Genomic DNA, 17810 nt, shown 5'->3' with positions numbered 1-17810 from the left:
AGGTTTGTGTATTTCAATGTGGGAGCTGGCTTGCCTGCGATAGCGGTGTGTCAGCCAGCCATTTGACGACTGGCCCACTGCAATCGCAGGCAAGCCAGCTCCCACATGTTGATTTGCAGTGTGCCGGTCATATTTATGCAATCTGCCTGACTTAATCTGGCGGCACTCCCTTTGGCTTAAGAAGGTGCCGGCATGATGCTGCGCGTTCTGTTCCTGTTGATACTGCCGCTCTACGCTGTCGCCGCTGCCCTCCCCGTTCCCGACCAAGGCCCCGCCCTGCGCATTCAGGGTTCCAATACCATTGGTGCGGCGCTGGGGCCTGCGTTGGTCAAGGGCATGCTGGAGCACCAGGGCTTGCAGGCGGTGCACAGCGAGCCCGGCGATGGCGCCAATGAACAACGGGTGATCGGCAAGACGCGCCAGGGCAAAACCGTCACGGTCGAAGTCGCGGCCCATGGCTCCAGCACCGGTTTCAGCGCACTGAAAAAAACCAATGCAGACCTTGCGGCCTCATCACGCCCGATCAAGGACAGCGAGCTGGTGGACCTTGAACCCCTGGGCGACCTGAAAAGCCCGGACGCCGAACAGGTAATCGCCATCGACGGCCTGGCCATTATCCTCAACCCGCAAAACCCGCTGAACACCTTGAACACCGACCAGCTGGCGCAGATTTTCAACGGCGAAGTCAGCCACTGGGAGGATGTCGGCGGCGTCGGCGGCGCCATTCATCTGTACGCCCGGGATGATCAGTCCGGCACCTATGACACCTTTAAAGAACTGGTACTGAACCGGCGCGGTAAACCGCTGGCCGCGACGGCAACGCGTTTCGAGTCCAGCGAGGCGTTGTCCGATGCGGTGAGCCATGACCCGCAAGGCATTGGTTTTATCGGCCTGCCGTATGTGCGCCAGGCCAAGGCGCTGGCGATTGTCGACGGTGAATCACAGCCGATGTTGCCGCTGACCAGCCTGATCGCCACCGAGGATTACCCGCTGTCACGCCGCTTGTATTTTTACCTGCCGCCGTCGAACCGCAACCCGTGGGCCAAAGCCCTGGTGGACTTTACCCAAAGTGGCAAAGGCCAGGCGATTGTGGCCGCCAATGGCTTTATCGCCCAGCAGGTGCAGGCGATTGCCGTGGAGCCACGAGCGTCGATGCCCGAGGGCTATCAAACCATCGTCCGTGACGCCCAGCGCTTGAGTGTGAATTTTCGCTTCGAGGAAGGCAGCGCCAGCCTGGACAACAAGGCGCGCCAGGATTTGCAGCGAGTGGTGGCATATATAAAAAGCCACGGCAAGCTCGACAAGCAGGTGACGCTGGTGGGGTTTGGTGACGCCAAGAATGACCCGCAGCGGGCGGCGCTGTTGTCGAAGTTGCGGGCGATGGCGGTGCGCCGGGAGTTGGTCAAGAGCGGCGTGGTGCTGCGGGACATTCGCGGCTTTGGCGCGCAGATGCCGGTGGCGGCGAATACGGCGGATGAGGGGCGGATCAAGAATCGGCGGGTGGAGGTTTGGGTGTACTGACCCCTCGGGTCTTGTGTTGTAAATACTGGCCTCTTCGCGAGCAAGCCCGCTCCCACATTTTGACCGCGTTCCCCTTTGGAATACGGTCAAAATGTGGGAGCGGGCTTGCTCGCGAATGCAAGCGCCTCGGTGTTACTGCCCGCCGCGCATCAGCTCTTTAGGCACATATTTGCCAATCTCAAACTTGCCAATCGCCGCGCGGTGCACTTCATCCGGGCCATCGGCCAGGCGCAGGGTGCGTTGCATGGCGTACATATAGGCCAGCGGGAAGTCATTGGAAACCCCCGCGCCACCATGGATCTGGATCGCACGGTCAATCACCTTCAAGGCCACGTTCGGCGCCACGACCTTGATCTGCGCGATTTCGCTTTTCGCGACTTTGTTACCCACGGTGTCCATCATGTACGCCGCTTTCAGGGTCAGCAGGCGCGCCATGTCGATTTCCATGCGTGAGTCGGCGATCTTGTCGATATTGCCGCCCAGGCGCGCCAATGGCTTGCCGAACGCGGTGCGACTGACGGAGCGTTTGCACATCAGTTCCAGCGCGCGCTCGGCCATGCCGACGGAGCGCATGCAGTGGTGGATGCGGCCTGGGCCAAGGCGGCCCTGGGCGATTTCGAAGCCACGGCCTTCACCCAAGAGGACGTTTTCATACGGCACACGCACGTTGTCGAACAGCACTTCGGCGTGGCCGTGGGGCGCGTCGTCGTAGCCGAACACCGGCAGTGGGCGTACGATTTTTACCCCTGGCGTGTCTACCGGCACCAGGATCATCGAGTGCTGCTGGTGGCGCGGTGCATCCGGGTTGCTCAGGCCCATGAAGATCAGGATCTTGCAGCGCGGGTCGCAGGCGCCGGAGGTCCACCACTTCTTGCCATTGATCACCCATTCATCACCTTGACGCTCGGCCCGGGCGGCCATGTTGGTGGCGTCGGATGAGGCCACGTCCGGTTCGGTCATGGCGAACGCCGAGCGGATCTCACCGCGCAGCAGTGGTTCGAGCCAGCGTTGCTTCTGTTCTTCGTTGGCGTAGCGCACCAGCACTTCCATGTTGCCGGTGTCGGGTGCCGAGCAATTGAACGGCTCCGGGCCTAATAGTGAACGGCCCATGATTTCGGCCAGCGGCGCGTATTCAAGGTTGGTCAGGCCAGCGCCCAGTTCGGATTCGGGCAGGAACAGGTTCCACAGGCCTTCGGCTTTGGCCCGGGCCTTGAGCTCTTCCATGATCGCGGTGGGCTGCCAGCGGTCGCCTTCGCTGACCTGGCGTTCGAACACCGGCTCGGCCGGGTAAACGTAAGTGTCCATGAACGCGGTGACGCGTTCACGCAGTTCCTGAACCTTGGGCGAATAGGCGAAATCCATGGGCAGCTCCCTTCTCTGAGAGGTTGTTTAGGTCATGCAATCGATGCTAGAACAGCGTTGATAATTTACCTAGCCTATTCTCGGCGTGTATTAACATTCATCACCGATATATGATCGGCGCATGAGCACCTAACAATAAGAGCGCAACGACATGAATCTGAGCAAGGTCGACCTCAACCTGTTTATCGTCTTCGACGCGATCTACACCGAAGCCAACCTGACCCGCGCCGGGCAGATCGTCGGCATCACCCAGCCGGCGGTGTCCAACGCCCTGGCCCGCCTGCGGGAGACCTTCAACGACCCGCTGTTCGTGCGCACCGCCCAGGGCATGGTGCCCACGCCGATGGCGCAGAACATCATCGGCCCGGTGCGCAACGCGTTGTCGTTGCTGCGGGTGTCGGTGCAGGAAAGCCGGATTTTCAACCCTCAGCAGGCGGCCAAGACCTATCGCATCAGCATGACCGACCTCACCGAAGCGGTGATTCTGCCGCTGCTGTTCCAGCGCCTGCGCCGCCTGGCGCCCACCGTGGTGATCGAGAGTTTCTTGTCCAAGCGCCGCGAAACCACCAAGGAACTGGCCGCCGGGCGCCTGGACTTTGCCGTGGATGCACCGCTCAACACCGACCCGCAAGTGCGCCACGTCAAACTGATGGAAGACCGCTACGTGTGCGCGATGCGCAAGGGCCATCCGATGGCGGGCAAGGACAAGTTCACACTGGACGACTACCTGTCGCTGACCCACATCCATATCTCCAGCCGTCGCAATGGCCTGGGCCACGTCGACCTGGCACTGGGCAAGATGGGCATCCAGCGCAAGATCGCCCTGCGTTCCCAGCATTACCTGATGGCTTCGCAAGTGTTGCAGCAGACCGACATGGTGATGACCGTGCCCGAGCGCTTTGCCCGCCGCCATGAACTGCATTGGTTCAACCTGCCGGTCAACGATGTGCCGCCAGTGGAAACCCACCTGTACTGGCACGAAAGCACCGACCAGGACCCGGCCAACCGCTGGATGCGTGAGCAGATGATCGAGCTGTGCCAGCAAGTGACGGCGCACGAAAAGAAGCTGGATGGCAAGCAAGCCTGAGCGCTTGTGTGGCGAGGGAGCTTGCTCCCTCACCACAGGATAAGTGTGCATGCGGGCTATTTGCTTGACGTAAACGTCAACCTGCCTTTAGCTTAGCGCCAAGACCTTCTTGAGCGCCGCCATGAGCACGACCTACAGCATCTCCGACCTCGCCCGCGAGCTCGACATCACCACCCGCGCCATTCGTTTCTACGAAGAGCAAGGCCTGCTGGCCCCGGAGCGCCGGGGCCAGGAGCGCATCTACTCGGCGCGCGACAAGGTCAGCCTCAAGTTGATCCTGCGCGGCAAGCGCATCGGCTTCTCCCTGGCCGAATGCCGTGAGCTGATCGAACTCTACGACCCCAGCAGCGGCAACCACATCCAGCTCAACAGCATGCTGGCGAAAATCGCCGAGCGCCGTGAGCAGCTTGAACAACAGATGCTCGATATCGAACAGATGAAGCTGGAACTGGACACCGCCGAAGAGCGCTGCACCCAGGCGCTGGCGCAGACCATGAACCCGGTTGGCCCATAAACACAAGGTAGCTGCCCATGTCTCTCCCCTCTTTTGTGCGCCTGGTGGAAGTCGGCCCGCGCGACGGTTTGCAGAACGAAGCCCAACCGATCAGCGTGACCGACAAGGTTCAACTGGTGGACGCCCTCAGCGCAGCCGGCTTGAGCTATATCGAAGTCGGCAGTTTTGTCTCGCCCAAATGGGTACCGCAGATGGCCGGTTCCGCCGAGGTGTTTGCGCAGATCCAGCGCATGCCCGGGGTAACCTACGGCGCGCTGGCGCCAAACCTGCGTGGTTTTGAAGATGCGCTGGCGGCCGGCGTGAAGGAGGTCGCGGTGTTTGCGGCGGCGTCCGAGGCGTTTTCCCAGCGCAATATCAACTGCTCCATCAGCGACAGCCTGGAGCGCTTTGCACCGATCATGGCCGCTGCCAGGCAGCACGGCATCAGCGTGCGCGGCTATGTGTCGTGTGTGTTGGGTTGCCCTTACGAAGGTCAGATTGCGCCTGAGCAAGTGGCGGCAGTAGCACGCGAGTTGTACGCCATGGGCTGTTATGAAGTGTCCCTGGGCGACACCATCGGCACCGGTACGGCAGGCGCCACACGACGGTTGTTCGACGTGGTCGGGGCGCAGGTGCCACGGGAAAAGCTGGCCGGGCATTTCCATGACACCTATGGCCAGGCGATCGCGAATATCTACGCCAGCCTGCTTGAAGGCATCCAGGTATTCGACAGCTCTATTGCGGGCCTCGGCGGTTGCCCTTACGCCAAGGGCGCCAGCGGTAACGTCGCCACCGAAGACGTGGTGTACCTGCTCAATGGCCTGGGTATTAACACCGGCATCGATCTGGAGGCTTTGATTCGTGCGGGCCAGCAGATCAGTCACGTGCTGGGTCGAGCGACGGGTTCGCGAGTCGCCAAGGCACGTAACGCCGGTTGAGTAGCTTAGCCGTGACAATGTGTTACCGCACGGCTACACATCGAGTAACACGGGAACATATTTTGTCGTATTTGCCGCAGGCAAAATCCTAAACAAAAATCAAACCATTGATTTTAAAGGACTTTTAGAAGTTGGCACGGCTCCTGCTATCTCTATGGCATAACAAGAATAAAAAGCGCCAAACCTAATAAAAATAAGACGAAACGACTCTGACATAACAAAAACAACACGGCAGAGACGCAGCTAACAGATTTTTTTGAAGAAGATGTGCTTCGCAGGGACGGCTTGCCGCAACCCGCAACCGGTTAGAGAAAAATAAAACTACCTCAGGTAGCTGCCACTGGTTGGATCAATACGAAGAAGCAGATCAGCGTTCAAAAAAATACGTTTGCTCTTGACCCCGAATGGGGGTCGCAAAAAACAGCGGTAAAGGGTAACGGTTGCCAAAAACAACAATAGACCGCCCCTCAATAATAAAAAAAGAGCACGCAACGACAAATTAAAGGGGACCTTCGGGTCCCCTTTGTGCTTTCCGGGATTCGACAACTGACTGATTCACCTCGGTCAACCTGTGGGAGCGGGCTTGCTCGCGAATGCGCCGTATCAGTCACCGCACACGTTAGCTGACATACCGCATTCGCGAGCAAGCCCGCTCCCACACTGGTTCTGTGTCGTCAGGTAGAACGCGTTCGCAACTCCTCGATCGAAATTTCGCGCATGCGAAACTTCTGGATCTTGCCCGTCACCGTCATCGGAAACTCATCCACGAACTTGAAGTGCTTGGGCGTCTTGAAGTGCGCAATACGGCCCTTGCACCAGGTTTGCAATTCCAGCTCGTTAGCGACATGGCCGGGGTGGAATTTGACCCAGGCAACAATCTCTTCGCCGTAACGCTCATCCGGAATGCCAATGATCTGCACATCGGCCACCGCCGGGTGGGTGAAGAAAAACTCCTCCAGTTCACGCGGGTACACGTTCTCGCCGCCGCGAATGATCATGTCCTTGTTGCGCCCGGCGATGCACACGTAGCCGTGCTCATCCATGGTCGCAAGGTCACCGGTGTGCATCCAGCCGGCGTCGTCGATGGCGTCGCGGGTGCCTTCGGGGTTGTTCCAATAGCCCAGCATCACGCTGTAGCCACGGGTGCAGAGTTCGCCGATCTGGCCACGGGGCACGGTGTTGCCGGCCTCATCGATGATTTTGTTTTCAAGCTGTGGCTGGGTGCGGCCGACGGTGGTGACGCGCCGCTCCAGGTCGTCATCGGCGCCGGTCTGCAACGACACCGGGCTGGTTTCAGTCATGCCGTAGGCGATCTGCACTTCGCCCATGTGCAACTCGCTGATGACCCGGCGCATCACTTCGATGGGGCACGTGGCGCCGGCCATGATGCCGGTGCGCAAGGTGGCCAGGTCGAACTCGCCTCGGCGGGGGTGATCCAGCAGCGCGATAAACATGGTCGGCACGCCATACAGGCCCGTGGCGCGTTCTTGCGCGACAGCTGTGAGCGTCAGCAGCGGGTCGAAACCGTCATTGGGGTAAATCATGGTGGTGCCGTGGGTGATGCAGCCGAGGTTGCCCATGACCATGCCGAAGCAGTGATACAGCGGCACCGGGATTACCAGGCGGTCCTGTGCGGTAAGGCCCAGGCTTTCGCCGACCATGTAACCGTTATTGAGGATGTTGTGGTGACTGAGGGTCGCGCCCTTGGGGAAGCCGGTGGTGCCGGAGGTGTACTGGATGTTGACGGCTTGATCGAAGTGCAGGCTGGCCTGGCGACTATAAAGCTGCTCGGGCGGGATGCCGGCGCCGAGCGCCGCCAGCTGCGACCAGGGCATAAATCCCGTGGGCGGGCTGGGGTCCAGGCTGATGAGGCCGCGCACGTCGGGCTGCAGTTCCTGCAACATGGCGTGGTAATCGGAGCTTTTGAACGAACCGGCACACACCACCCATGCGCACCCGGGCTGTTTGAGTACGTAGTCCAATTCGCTGCTGCGGTAAGCCGGGTTGATATTGACCAGGATCACTCCGAGCTTGGCGCTGGCAATTTGGGTGATGCACCACTCGGCACAATTGGGCGCCCAGATACCCAGGCGATCGCCGGTTTGCATGCCCAAAGCCATGAATGCGCGGGCGTGCAAATCCACCGTCTCGGCCAACGCCCGCCAGGTGTAGCGGCGCTGTTGATGGCTCACCACCAAGGCTTCGCCATCGGGGTAGTGCGCCACGGTGTGATCGAAAGCCTGGCCGATGGTCATGGCCAGCAAGGTCTTGTCCTGGGAGCCACGGCTGTAGCTCGGGTGCGGTTGATCCATAACGACCCCTGTTGTCTTTTTTGTAGGTTGACGTAAACGTAAACTACGATTGACAGCGCCGTAACGCAAGCTTACGTTAACGTAAAGGTGAGCGCCCTCCCCCGCGCCCCGCCCACACAACAACAAAGCTCACATTAAGGTGCCTGTCCATGAGTTACCCGTCCCTGAACTTCGCCCTCGGTGAAACCATCGACATGCTGCGCGACCAGGTGCAGTCGTTCGTGGCCAAGGAGATCGCGCCGCGCGCGGCCCAGATCGACATCGACAACCTGTTCCCCGCCGACCTGTGGCGCAAGTTCGGAGACATGGGCCTCTTGGGCATCACCGTGCCGGAAGAGTACGGCGGCGCCGGCCTGGGTTACCTGGCGCACGTGGTGAGCATGGAAGAAATCAGCCGTGGTTCGGCGTCAGTGGCACTGTCCTACGGCGCGCACTCCAACCTGTGCGTGAACCAGATCAACCGCAACGGCAATCACGAGCAAAAGCTTAAATACCTGCCGAAACTGATCAGCGGCGAGCACATCGGCGCCCTGGCCATGAGCGAGCCGAATGCCGGCTCCGACGTGGTCTCGATGAAACTGCGCGCCGACAAACGCGGCGACCACTACGTGCTCAACGGCAGCAAGACCTGGATCACCAACGGCCCCGACGCCAACACCTACGTGATCTACGCCAAGACCGACCTGGAAAAAGGTCCCCACGGCATCACCGCGTTTATCGTCGAGCGCGACTCGGAAGGCTTCAGCCGCAGCAACAAGTTCGACAAGCTGGGCATGCGCGGCTCCAACACCTGCGAACTGTTTTTCGATGACGTCGAGGTGCCCGAAGAAAACATCCTCGGTGTGCTCAATGGCGGCGTCAAAGTGCTGATGAGCGGCCTGGACTACGAGCGCGTGGTGCTCTCGGGCGGCCCGACCGGGATCATGCAGGCGTGCATGGACCTGATCGTGCCCTACATCCACGACCGCAAGCAGTTCGGCCAGAGCATCGGCGAATTCCAGCTGATCCAGGGCAAGGTCGCCGACATGTACACCCAGCTCAACGCCAGTCGCGCCTACCTCTATGCGGTGGCCCAGGCCTGCGAGCGTAACGAAACCACGCGCAAGGACGCCGCCGGGGTGATCCTCTACAGTGCCGAGCGCGCCACGCAAATGGCCCTGGACGCGATCCAGATTCTCGGCGGCAATGGCTACATCAATGAATTCCCCGCCGGGCGCCTGCTGCGTGACGCCAAGCTGTACGAAATCGGTGCCGGCACCAGCGAGATTCGCCGGATGCTGATCGGTCGCGAACTCTTCAACGAAACCCGCTGAAGGAGCGCCCCATGGCCATCTTGCACACCCAGCTCAACCCGCGTTCAGCGGAGTTCGCCGACAACAGCGCGGCGATGCGCCAACAGGTCGACGCCCTGCACACCTTGCTCGCCCATGTGCAGCAAGGCGGCGGCGCCAAGGCTCAGGAGCGACACACCTCGCGCGGCAAACTGCTGCCCCGTGAGCGTATCAACCGCTTGCTCGACCCTGGCTCACCGTTCCTGGAACTCAGCCAGTTGGCGGCGCATCAGGTGTACGGCGAAGACGTCCCGGCGGCTGGCGTGATCGCCGGGATCGGCCGTGTGGAGGGCGTGGAATGCATGATCGTCGCCAACGACGCCACGGTCAAAGGCGGCTCGTACTACCCGCTCACGGTAAAAAAACACCTGCGTGCCCAGACCATCGCCGAGCAGAACCGCCTGCCCTGTATCTACCTGGTGGACTCCGGTGGCGCCAACCTGCCGCGTCAGGACGAAGTATTCCCTGATCGCGAGCATTTCGGGCGGATCTTCTTCAACCAGGCCAACATGAGCGCCCAGGGCATCCCGCAAATCGCCGTGGTGATGGGCTCCTGCACCGCCGGTGGCGCCTACGTACCCGCCATGGCCGACGAAGCGATCATGGTGCGCCAGCAAGCCACCATCTTCCTCGCCGGGCCGCCGCTGGTAAAAGCTGCGACCGGTGAAGTGGTCAGTGCCGAAGACCTGGGCGGTGCCGATGTGCATTGCAAGATCTCCGGCGTGGCCGACCACTATGCCGAAAGCGACGAACATGCGCTGGCCCTGGCCCGACGCAGCGTGGCCAACCTCAATTGGCGCAAGCTGGGTGAGTTAGTGCAACGCCCGCCAGTGGCGCCGTTGTACAGCAGCGAAGAGTTGTACGGCGTAATCCCGGCCGATGCCAAGCAGCCATTTGATGTGCGCGAAGTCATCGCACGGCTGGCGGATGGCTCGGTGTTCGATGAGTTCAAAGCGCTGTTCGGCACCACGCTGGTGTGTGGATTCGCACACTTGCACGGCTACCCGATCGCGATCCTGGCCAACAACGGCATTCTGTTCGCCGAAGCCGCGCAAAAAGGCGCGCACTTTATCGAACTGGCCTGCCAGCGCGGGATTCCGTTGCTGTTTTTGCAGAACATCACCGGTTTCATGGTCGGCCAGAAGTATGAGGCCGGTGGCATCGCCAAGCACGGCGCCAAGCTGGTCACGGCGGTGGCCTGCGCCAAGGTGCCCAAGTTCACGGTGATCATCGGCGGCAGCTTTGGCGCCGGTAACTACGGCATGTGCGGCCGTGCCTATGACCCGCGCTTTCTGTGGATGTGGCCGAATGCACGCATCGGCGTGATGGGTGCCGAACAGGCCGCCGGCGTGCTGGTGCAGGTCAAGCGCGAACAGGCCGAGCGCGCGGGCAATGCGTTCAGCGCCGAAGAAGAGGCCGCGATCAAGCAGCCGATTCTCGACCAGTACGAAACCCAGGGCCACCCCTACTACTCCAGCGCACGCTTGTGGGACGACGGTGTGATTGACCCGCAGCAGACCCGTGACGTGCTGGCGCTGGCGCTGTCCGCCGCGCTGAATGCCCCCATCGAGACGAGCCGCTTCGGCGTGTTCCGCATGTAAATGGAGCTGAACCCCATGAGCGATTTCAACACCCTCGAACTGGTCACCGACAGCCGTGGTTTCGCCACGCTGTGGCTCAGTCGTGAAGCCAAGAACAACGCGTTCAATGCGCAGATGATCCGCGAACTGATCATCGCCCTCGACCAGGTGCAGGCCGATGCGTCCCTGCGTTTTTTAGTGCTGCGCGCACGCGGCAAGCACTTCAGCGCCGGCGCGGACCTGGCCTGGATGCAGCAATCGGCCGAGCTGGATTACCACACCAACCTGGACGACGCCCGGGAACTGGCCGAGTTGATGTACAACCTGGCCAAGCTGAAAATCCCGACCCTGGCGGTGGTGCAAGGCGCGGCGTACGGCGGCGCGCTGGGCTTGATCAGTTGCTGCGACATGGCGATTGGCGCCGATGACGCGCAGTTCTGCCTGTCGGAAGTGCGCATCGGCCTGGCCCCGGCGGTGATCAGCCCATTCGTGGTGCAGGCCATCGGCGAGCGGGCGGCGCGGCGCTATGCGCTGACGGCCGAGCGTTTTGGCGGCCAGCGTGCGCGCGACATCGGCCTGCTGGCGGAAAGCTACCCGGCCACCGAATTGGATACGCAAGTGGAACTGTGGATCGCCAACCTGTTGCAAAACAGCCCGGCAGCCATGCGCGCCAGCAAGGATTTGCTGCGCGAAGTCGGCAACGGCGCCCTCACCCCGGCGCTGCGTCGGTATTGCGAAAATGCCATCGCACGGATTCGCGTGAGCGCCGAGGGCCAGGAAGGCTTGCGCGCGTTCCTGCAAAAACGCCCGCCCAGCTGGCAAGTGCAGGAGCCACGTTCATGAGCACACTGACCACTGTGTTGGTGGCCAACCGCGGCGAAATCGCCTGCCGGGTGATGCGCACCGCCAAAGCCATGGGTTTGACCACCGTGGCGGTCCACAGCGCCACCGACCGTGATGCACGCCATAGCCGCGAGGCCGATATTCGGGTCGACCTGGGTGGCAGCAAGGCCACTGACAGTTACCTGCAAATCGACAAACTGATCGCCGCCGCCCACGCCAGTGGCGCCCAGGCGATCCATCCGGGTTACGGCTTTCTGTCGGAGAACGCCGGCTTTGCCCGTGCGATTGAAGCCGCTGGCCTTGTTTTCCTCGGCCCGCCCGCCTCGGCCATCGATGCCATGGGCAGCAAATCAGCGGCCAAGGCGTTGATGGAAACCGCCGGGGTGCCGCTGGTGCCGGGCTATCACGGTGAAGCCCAGGACCTGGAAACCTTCCGCGATGCCTGCGAGCGTATCGGTTACCCGGTGCTGCTCAAGGCTACGGCAGGCGGCGGCGGCAAGGGTATGAAGGTGGTCGAGGAGGTTAGCCAGTTGGCCGATGCCCTGGCCTCGGCCCAGCGTGAGGCGCTGTCGTCCTTCGGCAACGGGCAGATGCTGGTGGAGAAATACCTGCTCAAGCCGCGCCACGTGGAGATCCAGGTGTTTGCCGACCAGCACGGCCATTGCCTGTACCTCAATGAGCGCGACTGCTCCATTCAACGTCGCCATCAAAAGGTGGTGGAAGAAGCCCCCGCACCGGGCTTGAGTGCCGAGCAGCGTAAAGCCATGGGTGAGGCGGCCGTGCGTGCGGCCCAGGCAATCGGCTATGTGGGCGCCGGCACTGTGGAGTTTTTGCTGGACGCACGTGGCGAGTTCTTCTTCATGGAGATGAACACGCGTCTGCAGGTGGAGCATCCGGTGACCGAGGCGATTACCGGCCTTGATCTGGTGGCCTGGCAGATTCGTGTGGCTCAGGGTGAGCCGCTGCCGATCACCCAGGACCAGGTGCCGTTGATCGGTCATGCGATTGAAGTGCGCTTGTATGCCGAAGACCCGGCCAATGATTTCCTGCCGGCCACCGGGCACCTGGCGCTGTACCGTGAGTGCGCGCCAGGCCCGGGGCGCCGCGTCGACAGCGGTGTAGAACAAGGCGACAACGTGTCACCCTTCTATGACCCGATGCTCGGCAAGCTGATCGCCTGGGGCGAAGACCGCGAACAGGCGCGCCTGCGGTTGTTGAGCATGCTCGACGAGTTTGCAGTCGGTGGGATCAAGACCAACCTTGGCTTTTTGCGGCGCATCATTGGCCATCCGGCGTTTGCGGCGGCTGAACTCGACACCGGGTTTATTCCGCGCTATCAGGATGAGCTGCTGCCCGCACCGGGTGCTTTGAGCGATGAGTTCTGGCAGGCGGCGGGTGCGGCGTTTATACAGAGCCAACCCGCCGGTGATGGCCCGTGGGCGGATACCCGCGGTTTTCGTGCCGGGTTGCCTGCGCAAGTATCGTTGCATTTGAGCTGCGCCGGGCAGGACCGGCTGGTGACAGTGCAGGACGGCGTCGCGCAGTTGCGTGGCGAACACTTGCTGATCGAACACCATGGCGTGCGCCGCGCTCATCTGGCGGTACGCAACGAAGGCATCCTGTATCTGCGCTGGGACGGCCAGATGCAGGCCGTCAGCTTGTATGACCCGATTGCTGCAGTCGAGGCCAACCAGGCTCATCAGGGTGGCCTCACGGCGCCGATGAACGGCAGCATCGTGCGGGTGCTGGTGGAAGTCGGTCAACACGTGGAGGCCGGCACGCAGTTGGTGGTGCTGGAGGCCATGAAGATGGAGCACAGTATCCGCGCGCCCCACGCCGGGGTGGTCAAGGCACTGTTTTGTCAGGAAGGTGAAATGGTCGCCGAAGGCAGCGCCCTGGTGGAGCTTGAAACCACGGACTAAAACTTCGCCGTGGCTTGCACCACGACCCCGAGGATTCGGCAAGCGTCGGTGAACAGCTGCTTGGGATACGTCGGATTGAGCGGTACCAGGTAACGCTGGCCGCTCTCTTCCAGCAACTGGCGAAAAGTTGCCTGGGGGCTGTCGGCCCACTGGGCGACCACCAACTTGCCAGGTTCGGGCTCGATGGCCGGGTCCACCAGGATCATCATGCCCGCACCGATGCTAAGGCCATTGGGCGCGGTCATGGCATCGCCCGTCACGGGCAGCCAGAAGGCGTCACCCTGGGCGTGGTAATCGGTCAGTTCAAAACGTGGCGCGCCATAGGTGGCGCGCTCTTCGCGGGTTTCGCAGAGGCTTTTCCAGTCGTTGACCGGGTAGCGGAAGTAGGGGTTGTAGTGTTGTTGCAGGGCCGGTACTTCGCCGGCTTTTTCGCGAATCTCCAGGGCGACTTCCAGGTAGCCCAGCCCCAGCTCGGCCAGCACCCGGTTCATGTCCGCCAGGCTTGGCACGCGGCGCTTGTTGAGCCAATGGCCGACGCCGCCCTGGGACATGCCCAAGCGTTCGGCCAGTTCATCCTGCGTGACCTTGCGGTCTTTCATGTTGGCTTTGACCAACGCGATCCAGTTATCCATGGGGCCCGACCATACGTTGCGCAGTGGTCACGACAATAAACAGTTTGTAGTAATCCATCAAATGACATAAATACAATTCGTATTACTATCGGGTGCAGGTTTTCAACGTCCAGCCAGAGTAATTGCCCTCATGATGACGCTCCCGAATCACCTGCCTTGCACGCCCGAAACCGACGAACTGCTGACGCTGCGCAGCAGCGGCGCCGCACAACGGGCACTCGACTATTACTTGAAAGACGATGTGTCGGCGCCCACGCCTGACGTCGCTTTTTTCGACATCAGGCCCGGCATCAGCCAGGAAGACGCCCTGGTGCACGCATCGGACCTGCTGCGCAGTGCAGCGGCCGCCGCCTATGAATCGGCAAGCAGCCGGCAAGGCAACCAGCGGGACCTGGCATTTTCGGTGGTGTATTTGATTGATATGGCCAAGGCGATGGTGGAGCAGACATTGCAGGTGCCCGCTGCCCAGGCGAACGCCTGACAGGCAACAAAGAAAAATATTTCTATCCCACGGATAAAAACATTTGACTTGCAAATGATAATGATTATTATTGGACCCAGCTGATCGCGAGATCAGTCGATAGACCAAGGGACCTTAGGTCGGACTCTTGGAATATCTCCTCATCAGGCTAATCACGGTTTTTGACCCGGCTCTTTGGCCGGGTCTTTTTTTTGCCAGTTTTTTTCTGGCGTGGCTTCAGGCTAATGAAGACTGTGTGTTGCTTGATGGCCCGCATGGTAGCAAAAGAGCATCGCCAAATGAAAGCCGATCGAACGCTCTAGCCCCGATCTTTGCGAAATAGCGCTTGAGAATCAATCTCATAGATCCTAAGCTGCTGCTGCGTCAGGGACGACGCCCCCTCCCCCGTGCAACAATTTTGCAGCAAGATTTTGCCTCACTCCTGTGTAAGATATCCGCCACAACAATCATACGCAGGCAGCCAGACCATGACAGTGGCCTTGACCTCTATCAAGATCAGTACCGACTTCGACAGCGGCAACATCCAGGTCCTGGATGCCAGCGACGCTTACCAGTTGTTGCTGGCGATCAAACCCGATACCCGCAGCGCACATTTCCAATGGTTTCATTTCAAGGCCGAAGGCATGCATGTGGGCCACACCCACACCTTCCGGCTAAGCAACGCCGGCCATTCGTCGTACAAAAACGCCTGGAGCGGCTACAACGCCGTGGCATCCTACGACCACGTCAACTGGTTCCGTGTGCCCACGCGCTTTGATGGCGATACATTGCATATCAGCCTGGAGACCCGCGAGAAGCAAGCCTGGTTCGCCTACTTTGAACCCTACAGCCGTAAGCGTCACGACTGGCTGATCGAACAGGCCTTGAGCCGCGCCGGCACCCAGCTGCTTGCCACCGGCAAAAGCGCCGAGGGCCGTGATATCCAGTTGCTGCGCCGTGGCAAAGGGGGCGAAGGCCAGCGCAAGGTCTGGATCATCGCCCAGCAGCATCCCGGCGAACACATGGCTGAATGGTTTATGGAAGGCGTCATCGAGCGCCTGCAACAGGACGGTGATGCTGAGCTGAAAAAACTCCTGGCCGTCGCCGACCTGTACCTGATCCCCAACATGAACCCCGATGGCGCCTTTCACGGGCATCTGCGCACCAACGCCATGGGCCAGGACCTCAACCGGGCCTGGCAGAACGCCAGCGAGGCGCTCAGCCCGGAAGTGCTGTTCGCCCAGCAACAGATGGAGAAATACGGCGTCGACCTGTTTCTCGACATCCATGGCGACGAAGAAATCCCCTACGTCTTCACTGCCGGCTGCGAAGGCAACCCCGGTTACACCCCGCGTATCGAAGCGCTGGAAAAACACTTCCGCAGGCACTTGAGCGCCCTGACCCGCGACTTCCAGACCACCCACGGCTACACCCGCGACCTGCCGGGCGAAGCCAACATGACCCTGGCCTGCAATGCCGTTGGCCAGCAGTACGACTGCCTGTCGCTGACCCTGGAGATGCCCTTCAAGGACAACGACGACGCACCCAACCCGAAAACCGGTTGGTCCGGTGAGCGCTCCAAACAACTGGGCAAGGACGTGTTGAGCAGCGTGGCCGATATCGTCACCACCCTGCGTTGACCCGCCCTGCCCCCGGCATCAGCCTTTGGTGCCGGTCATGCTTTGCAGCACACCGTCGCGCCGAATCAACCCGTGGAACAGCGCCGCCGCCAGGTGCAACAGCACCGTCAGAAACAACAGGTAGGCCAGGTAGCCATGGGCCTTGCGCAGCACTGCAAACAACGGTGCATTGGCCGCGACCAATGCCGGCAATTGCACCGAGCTGCTGAGCATCACCGGGTCACCGGCCGCTGAAATCATGGCCCAGCCCAGCAGCGGCAGCACCAGCATCAACGCATATAACACAACATGGGACGCCTTGGCGGCCAGCACTTGCCACAGTGGCAGGTCAGCAGGCAACGGCGGTTGCCGGGTGCAAAAGCGCACCACCAGTCGCACGATCACCAACGCCAGAATCGCGATACCCAGTGGCTTGTGCAGGTGAATCAGCCACTCGTGACGCTCCGACACCGACGCCGCCATGCCCGCGCCGATAAACAACATGGCGATGATCATCAGCGCCATCAGCCAATGCAGCAGGCGAGCCAGAGGCGCGAAAAACCGTGGTTGGGCATTCATGGTTTCGACTCCTGAGGGGCACTGTGCAGCGGGCTGACTTCGCCGGCGCGGCGTACGTAGGAACTGGCATAAGCCGCCGAACGTGCAGCCAGCAGCGGGTCATTGGAGGCCTGGATACCGCTGGGCAAAATCAGCGGGTCATAGTTGATATCGCGGCAATCACCGTCAGCCTGCGGTTGGCTGCTTTGCAGCACCAACGTGCCGGCGTTGAGCACTTTGTGCGCGCCGGTCCAGGCTTTGCTGGCATCGTCCAGCGGATCACCGGGGTTGGCCAGGGTGATGTTCAGCTGCCAACGCAACGGCCCGGAAGCCAGACGCTGCACCAGGTCTTTTTCGAGAAAATCAGCGCCGGATGGCGCGGTGTCACCCGCCGCATCCTGGCTCTGTGGCACCACGCCCCAACGTACCGCCTGGCGCTGGCCATCGGCGTTTACCAGGTAAAAGGCATTGATGCCGTTGTAGGTTTCAGTCGCGTAACTGGCCGATGGCTTGGCAGTCTTGACCCAGGCCAGGAACGGCGCTGTCTCCGGGTGCGCGGCAAAAAACGCCGGCATGCTGGCCGGGTTCGGTTTGCCGGTGGCCGGGTCGGGCGCACCGGCCTTGAGCATCTGGTAAAACGCCTCAGGCGTGCCCACCGGGAACACCGGCATGCTGTTCATCCCCGTGCGCCATTGCTGGCCGTTGGCCTGGCTGAACTGCAAGGCGAAACTGCGAATCGGCACACTGCTGTCCGGCGCGTAGGGGTTGCCGCTGGGCAAGGCGAACCGGCCGATCACCGGGGTCTTCGCTTCGCTGAACACTTGGGCATTCGAGTACGTGCGCGCCTCGGGGCTGCTCTCGAAGTAACCGGCCACACACACGCCCTTGGCATGGTTACGCCGAAACCCTGGGTGCACGCCGTTATTGGTTTCCAGGGCATTGACCAGGGTTTTGGGGCGCAGGCGCTGTGGGTCCAGCGTGCCATTGACGTAGGCGAATGCCCCGGCAGCAACCGCCACGACCGCACCAATACACGCCAGCCTGATGAGCAAACTGAGGGTGCTGAGGGGCGCACGTGGCGGCGATGAGTGATCTACCATGAAAAACTCCGGGGCACGGGCCCACAAGGAAAATGAACTATGAGACGAGTCC

Annotated in this window: 15 protein-coding genes; 10 read left to right on the top strand and 5 right to left on the bottom strand. The window is 61.2% G+C overall.

Annotated features, from left to right (window positions below; all coding sequences use genetic code 11):
* Positions 1-192: 192 nt before the first annotated feature.
* A complete protein-coding gene (locus BLV67_RS15275) occupies positions 193-1521 on the top strand; it encodes a substrate-binding domain-containing protein (RefSeq protein WP_069788272.1) in 1329 nt (442 codons plus the stop codon).
* A 132-nt stretch (positions 1522-1653) separates the two neighbouring features.
* On the opposite strand, the gene BLV67_RS15270 is transcribed toward BLV67_RS15275, so the two are convergent.
* Entirely contained in the window at positions 1654-2883 is a 1230-nt protein-coding gene (locus BLV67_RS15270) for an acyl-CoA dehydrogenase (protein WP_065931068.1), read from the bottom strand.
* 151 nt (positions 2884-3034) lie between these two features.
* Between BLV67_RS15270 and BLV67_RS15265 the strand changes: the two genes are divergently transcribed.
* The 3 genes from BLV67_RS15265 to BLV67_RS15255 all read left to right on the top strand — a co-directional run bounded on the left by BLV67_RS15265 (position 3035) and on the right by BLV67_RS15255 (position 5401).
* Entirely contained in the window at positions 3035-3970 is a 936-nt protein-coding gene (locus BLV67_RS15265; RefSeq protein ID WP_017136514.1) for a LysR family transcriptional regulator, read from the top strand.
* 121 nt (positions 3971-4091) lie between these two features.
* Positions 4092-4484 carry a MerR family transcriptional regulator gene (locus BLV67_RS15260; protein WP_058420934.1) on the top strand — a complete coding sequence of 131 codons (393 nt, stop codon included), beginning with the start codon at positions 4092-4094 and terminating at the stop codon, positions 4482-4484.
* A gap of 17 nt (positions 4485-4501) precedes the next feature.
* Positions 4502-5401 carry a hydroxymethylglutaryl-CoA lyase gene (locus tag BLV67_RS15255; protein ID WP_065931069.1) on the top strand — a complete coding sequence of 300 codons (900 nt, stop codon included), beginning with the start codon at positions 4502-4504 and terminating at the stop codon, positions 5399-5401.
* A 674-nt stretch (positions 5402-6075) separates the two neighbouring features.
* Here the strand turns inward: BLV67_RS15255 and BLV67_RS15250 are convergent.
* Entirely contained in the window at positions 6076-7713 is a 1638-nt protein-coding gene (locus tag BLV67_RS15250; protein ID WP_069788273.1) for an AMP-binding protein, read from the bottom strand.
* A 149-nt stretch (positions 7714-7862) separates the two neighbouring features.
* Here BLV67_RS15250 and BLV67_RS15245 point away from each other — a divergent pair, with 149 nt between their 5' ends.
* From BLV67_RS15245 to BLV67_RS15230, 4 genes are read left to right on the top strand one after another with little or no spacing between them, the layout of a single operon-like run.
* Positions 7863-9026, top strand: a complete 1164-nt coding sequence (locus BLV67_RS15245) for an isovaleryl-CoA dehydrogenase (RefSeq protein ID WP_069788274.1) — start codon at positions 7863-7865, stop codon at positions 9024-9026.
* An 11-nt stretch (positions 9027-9037) separates the two neighbouring features.
* A complete protein-coding gene (locus tag BLV67_RS15240; protein ID WP_069788275.1) occupies positions 9038-10645 on the top strand; it encodes a carboxyl transferase domain-containing protein in 1608 nt (535 codons plus the stop codon).
* 15 nt (positions 10646-10660) lie between these two features.
* Positions 10661-11467: a gamma-carboxygeranoyl-CoA hydratase gene (locus tag BLV67_RS15235; RefSeq protein WP_056858479.1), complete on the top strand. Its 807-nt coding sequence runs from the start codon at positions 10661-10663 to the stop codon at positions 11465-11467.
* The gene (locus BLV67_RS15230; protein ID WP_069788276.1) at positions 11464-13389 is read left to right on the top strand and encodes an acetyl/propionyl/methylcrotonyl-CoA carboxylase subunit alpha; all 1926 of its coding nucleotides are present in this window, start codon (positions 11464-11466) and stop codon (positions 13387-13389) included. The genes BLV67_RS15235 and BLV67_RS15230 overlap by 4 nt, the downstream gene beginning before the upstream one ends.
* On the opposite strand, the gene BLV67_RS15225 is transcribed toward BLV67_RS15230, so the two are convergent.
* A complete protein-coding gene (locus BLV67_RS15225; protein WP_065931075.1) occupies positions 13386-14021 on the bottom strand; it encodes a LexA family protein in 636 nt (211 codons plus the stop codon). The two genes, BLV67_RS15230 and BLV67_RS15225, sit on opposite strands and share 4 nt — an antisense overlap.
* 130 nt (positions 14022-14151) lie before the next feature.
* On the opposite strand from BLV67_RS15225, the gene BLV67_RS15220 reads away from it, so the two are divergent.
* Positions 14152-14502, top strand: a complete 351-nt coding sequence (locus BLV67_RS15220) for a DUF6124 family protein (RefSeq protein WP_069788277.1) — start codon at positions 14152-14154, stop codon at positions 14500-14502.
* 467 nt (positions 14503-14969) lie between these two features.
* Positions 14970-16121 (top strand): M14 family metallopeptidase, encoded by a 1152-nt coding sequence (locus BLV67_RS15215; protein ID WP_056858475.1) that lies wholly within the window; start codon positions 14970-14972, stop codon positions 16119-16121.
* A gap of 18 nt (positions 16122-16139) precedes the next feature.
* Here BLV67_RS15215 and BLV67_RS15210 read toward each other — a convergent pair whose 3' ends face one another.
* On the bottom strand, positions 16140-16679 hold the full coding sequence (locus BLV67_RS15210; RefSeq protein WP_065931077.1) for a cytochrome b: 540 nt from the start codon (positions 16677-16679) through the stop codon (positions 16140-16142).
* The gene (locus tag BLV67_RS15205; protein ID WP_065931078.1) at positions 16676-17758 is read right to left on the bottom strand and encodes a catalase family peroxidase; all 1083 of its coding nucleotides are present in this window, start codon (positions 17756-17758) and stop codon (positions 16676-16678) included. The genes BLV67_RS15210 and BLV67_RS15205 overlap by 4 nt, the downstream gene beginning before the upstream one ends.
* Between the last annotated feature and the right edge of the window lie 52 nt (positions 17759-17810).

The sequence above is a fragment of the Pseudomonas salomonii genome (assembly GCF_900107155.1).
Classification (GTDB): Bacteria; Pseudomonadota; Gammaproteobacteria; order Pseudomonadales; family Pseudomonadaceae; genus Aquipseudomonas; species Aquipseudomonas salomonii.
This window is presented reverse-complemented; position numbering and strand designations above follow the sequence as displayed.